Source organism: uncultured Gimesia sp., from assembly GCF_937919775.1.
Taxonomy (GTDB): domain Bacteria; phylum Planctomycetota; class Planctomycetia; order Planctomycetales; family Planctomycetaceae; genus Gimesia.
Map to the genome: position 1 here is coordinate 1 of NZ_CALFPF010000143.1, position 4,463 is coordinate 4,463.

At 49.0% G+C, this 4,463-nt stretch carries 4 protein-coding genes; all 4 read right to left on the bottom strand.

Annotated features, from left to right (window positions below; all coding sequences use genetic code 11):
- Positions 1–100: 100 nt before the first annotated feature.
- Positions 101–1,453: a CpaF family protein gene (locus Q0294_RS03885; protein WP_299461117.1), complete on the bottom strand. Its 1,353-nt coding sequence runs from the start codon at positions 1,451–1,453 to the stop codon at positions 101–103.
- Between the two features lie 14 nt (positions 1,454–1,467).
- Positions 1,468–2,727, bottom strand: a complete 1,260-nt coding sequence (locus tag Q0294_RS03890) for a hypothetical protein (RefSeq protein WP_299461119.1) — start codon at positions 2,725–2,727, stop codon at positions 1,468–1,470.
- A gap of 66 nt (positions 2,728–2,793) precedes the next feature.
- Complete coding sequence (cpaB, locus tag Q0294_RS03895; RefSeq protein ID WP_299461121.1) at positions 2,794–3,906, bottom strand: Flp pilus assembly protein CpaB; 1,113 nt, start codon at positions 3,904–3,906, stop codon at positions 2,794–2,796.
- Positions 3,907–4,041: 135 nt separating this feature from the next.
- A partial coding sequence (locus Q0294_RS03900) for a TadE family protein (RefSeq protein ID WP_366917901.1) occupies positions 4,042–4,463 on the bottom strand: 422 nt, incomplete at its 5' end.

The window sequence follows — 4,463 nt, forward strand, 5'->3', positions numbered from 1 at the left end:
TCGGTGATTGCGTATTTATTTCGATCCCGGAGGATGTCCGAAAAAGAATCTGCAGATTTTTTTGTATTAATAGTGGCGTCTGTTGCCATCGATAAATCTCCTATTCAACCTGCTTGTCTGATGGGACATCGGCCAACTTTAATTCGCGTGCATGAAATAGATCATCGCAGTCATTAAAGTTAGTTTGAGTTAACCAGTTCATGGCAACCGGTTTGTGCCCGGTTGCATAAAATGCACCGTTCACATTCCCTTGAGGATCGACATCGGTAATGCGATAAACGAACAGGTCTTCCACCATATATTCCCCGTTCTGGAAGCCGATCAATTCCGAAATACGCATGACTTTTCGCTTACCATTGGGAAGTCGTGTAATATGTACCAACAGGTGCACGGCCGATGCGATATACCGCCGGGCAATCGAGTTCGGTAGTTCCGCACCTGACAACGCGATCATCAACTCCAACCGGTCCAGAGCGTCGCGGGTATCGTTGGCGTGAACGGTACTCATGGAACCATCGTGACCGGTATTCATGGCCTGCAGCATTTCCAGCACCTCACCGCCTCGAGATTCCCCAACGATGATTCGATCGGGCCGCATTCGCAGACTGTTTTTCAAGAGGTCACGCTGATTGATTTCTCCCTGGCCTTCAATGTTGGAAGGTCTGGCTTCAAGCGAAACCACGTCGGGTTGCTGGAGTTGCAATTCCGCCGTCTGTTCAATTGTGACAATTCGCTCTTTGCCTGAAATGTAACGACTGAGGTTATTCAAAAGTGTCGTTTTTCCAGCACCAGTACCACCGCTGATCAGAATGTTAAGACGTCCCTGAACCGCCATTTCCAGAAAGCGTGCCATATCAGGGGCCAGTGATCCCATCTGAACCATATCATCGAACAGCAGAGCCTGGGTTCGAAAACGTCGAATGGAAAGTGTGGGACCTTTTAAAGCCAGAGGTGGTATCACGGCATTCAACCGGGAACCGTCGGGGAGTTTGGCGTCGACCATCGGCGACACTTCGTCGATTCGTCGTCCCGCACGTCCTACCAGACGATGAATTAACTGGAGCAGATGCTCGTCATCAGCGAAACTGATGTCAGTCTGTTCCAGCACCCCGTTGCGTTCAATGAACACCTTGTCGGCACCGTTTACCAGCACGTCGCTGATATCCGGATCGCTCATTAATGGTTCCAGGGGACCAAAGCCGTAGATCTCATCCAGGATCTCGCGAACCATGACATCACGGTTCTTCTGATCTAACGCGATATCCTGCTGCATGCATAAATGTTCTGCCAGTCCACGCAGTTTCTGGCGTAGATCGTCTTCCGGCAGTTCTCCTGCTTTGGAAAAATCGATGGCGTCGACCATCTGGCGATGCAGTTGCGTTTTCAGCCTCTGGAATGCTTTTTTCGCTTCGACTGTTGCACTGGCAACGGTAGTTTCGGTTTGTAGTACCATTTTCATCTCCGCCCTTACTGGGTCAGATAAAGCTTGTAAATGTATTTATTTTTACGTTCTTGGCTGTTGTCTGTCGTGTTATTTGTGTTCGGTGCAGATTTACTGTCTGGTTCAGGAGGCTTTGCAGCTGCCAGAATCACGGCACGTGATGTGATGACACCGGGTTGCAGGATGATTTCACATGCCTGGTTCTCAAGTCGTTTGACGGACATGATTCGGCCTGCCACCATGTTCGTGCAGTCTGCAGTTCCATTGTAGGATTGGGATGCACTCTCGACTTTGTCATACAGGAAGCAGATTCGACACTGACCGATCATCTGCTGAAATGCATCCTGCTCAGCATCTTCGATCACAGGGTTGCAATGGATTTGAATCGGTCCGTTATCAAATAACAGCTCGCCGTGATAATGCTTCAAATCCCGCCGGGACAGGCCCGATAAAATCTGTCGAACGATCACCTCGGAATTATGCTTTGAACCAAAATTCAGAATCTGCATGTTTGCATCTGAAATATCTCCCCGTCGTGGCTTGCCCGTCAGTTTGATTTCCGGAATTCCATCTGAACCCCGGGTAACCGTCCGGGTTTTCGGGTCGAACTGATATTCATCCTTCCCTTTTTTCTGATCAATCTGAAGCTCCCAGGTTTCCGTATGTTTTCCGGTAGGGTCATTTTTCAGAATTGCCAGCGGATAGGCGGGCACAGAAACATTTTCAAAAGGACGAATACCAATAATATGATTATCGATTGTCGCTTCGATCTGTGCGCCGGTTGTTCCCGGATTTGTCTGTATTATGTCAGACACAAAATCGGCTACCGGATTACTGATACGACTTGAGCGAAGGGTTTTAATCTGAATGCTCGTTGGCTCGTAGTCGGTTTGAATAAATTGTTTCAAACCGGAATCAGCCACCGGGATCGATTTGCCAAACAGTAAATTGTCACCTTTTGTCAGCGGTACTCCAATGTGTTGTCCTGCAACCGTATTGAGAGTAATCGCGTTATTGGCTGCCTTTTCTGCTCGATCCATCATTAAATTGTAATCTGGTTTTTCCTTCAATAATTCGTCTGATGTTAATTCGTGACCCGCTGCCAGGACTGCCGTTTCAACACACGTTGTAACTTCCAGCGAAGCAGCATCCAGCCAGAGCCGATTCACAATCAACGCGATACCAGTCATGACAACAAGCAGCACGATCGCGGCCAGAGGGGTGATGACCCCTCGTCTGCCGGCGGCGTGTGGATTTGCGATGTTGGTTTTCTGGTAACGTTTCATGAGTGTTAAATTCAGCAATCATCAATAACAGACTAGAAGGAAAACAGTGACTGCTTTCGTGACCTGTTAACGACCTGCAACAGGGTTTTGTGAAAACGAACGTGCGTAGGGGCCTTGTTGAGTTGCAGGCGCCCCTTGAGAGTTAGACGGACTCTGATTCTGAGGGTCTCGTTGTGCCGATGGCCCGCCTCCGTTGCCTGGAGCACCAGGTGCCTGGCGGAGAGGAGCACTGATGGAACCACTGTCGCTGTCCGGTGTCCCACCATTTCCCCAGTTCGGATTCAGATATCCGCCTGAGTTGAATCCGCGACCACCACCACCGCGATTGAAAGTGTCATAATCACCAATCCGCAAACCGTTCTTATCGAACTGATTCACACTGCGGCTGGAACCATAATAGCCTTCGATCACGAATGGTTTGGGAGGTTCTTCCACTTTTGGTTCTTCAGGTGTTTTTAATCCCAGAATTTCATACAGCGTTGCTTTTTCTGCACTACTGACGGCGACGCCTCCGTCACCCTTGCCTTCGGGGGTATAGCTCATCGTGATTTCACCGCGATCACGGGCGAGAATCATAATATTGGCCTGTTCCGGAGTCAGTTCGAGGGTCACGTTCGTTCCGCGTCTGGAACTGTTGTTTTGAGTGTAGCTCCCGTTGATGGCGTTTACCCGCACTCCATTGAACAAAGTCAGAGTCATTCCACCGTTCAGACGTTTGTCGTTATTCAATCCTGTTGGAGTCATGTGGACATCAACGTATTCTCCCGGCTTAATCAAGCCATCGACCAGATCGACTGAAGATTCAAGAGGCACGTAGATTGCCCTCATTCCCGGTTCGACCTGAATCGGAGGCGTTTCGCCAGCCGGATAAAGTTGACCCGTTGAAATGGGAGTCGCAGCCGCAATGCGTTCTTTGACGATTCGACCGACGATGACCTTGTTTGAGGTCATCATTTCCGGTTTCAAATTTTTGATGGCAATCGGACCGAGCCCCAGGTGTTCTTCGGTGACCAGGGTACCTGGTTCCAAAACACTGATCGCCATGGGGATGTTGCGAGTTGCAACAGGCGGTGCTTCATCTTTTCCCGCCAACAATCTTTTTCCGATATAGGCTGCAATCAGAACTCCGAAGACGCCAAACATCAACAGTGTCACTTTTGCAGGGGTCAGGCTTTTCACCGGATCAATCTCCCGTAACTTGATGAAGCAGGGCTCTTACCCGGCTTCCAACATTCCCTCCTGTTAAATCGTCGGAGGGCTACACGATTATTTCCAATTAAAACCAGTTGATTCTGAGCAGGCACGTTTTGCCAATTACTCTTTAATCATCCTGGTTTCCGAGTACAAATTTTGTCCCTTTAAGTCGTAGCCAACCGGCCAGAGCAGATTGGGAGAAGCCAGAGTCATAGGAATGCTGACAGCAACCATGACGATATCTCCCGAATGTTCTCCCAGTTGAGCTTGAATGACTGCCCCTTGTCCCAGTTGCGGAGGAAGTATTTTCAGTACTTCCTGCTCTACATTTTGCCGGGTCATACCAGGCAGTGTTGCCAGGCGGGCGCCAATTCGACTGGCTTCAACAACATCAGCACGTGCGTAAAACAGGAGTGTAAACTCCAGAAGTCCGAACATCACAATACCGAATATTGGTAATACCAGAGCAAGTTCCATGCTCATGAAACCAGTTCGTTCTGTTTGCTTTTTATGTTTATGAATTCGTTTGAACTTCATAGCAG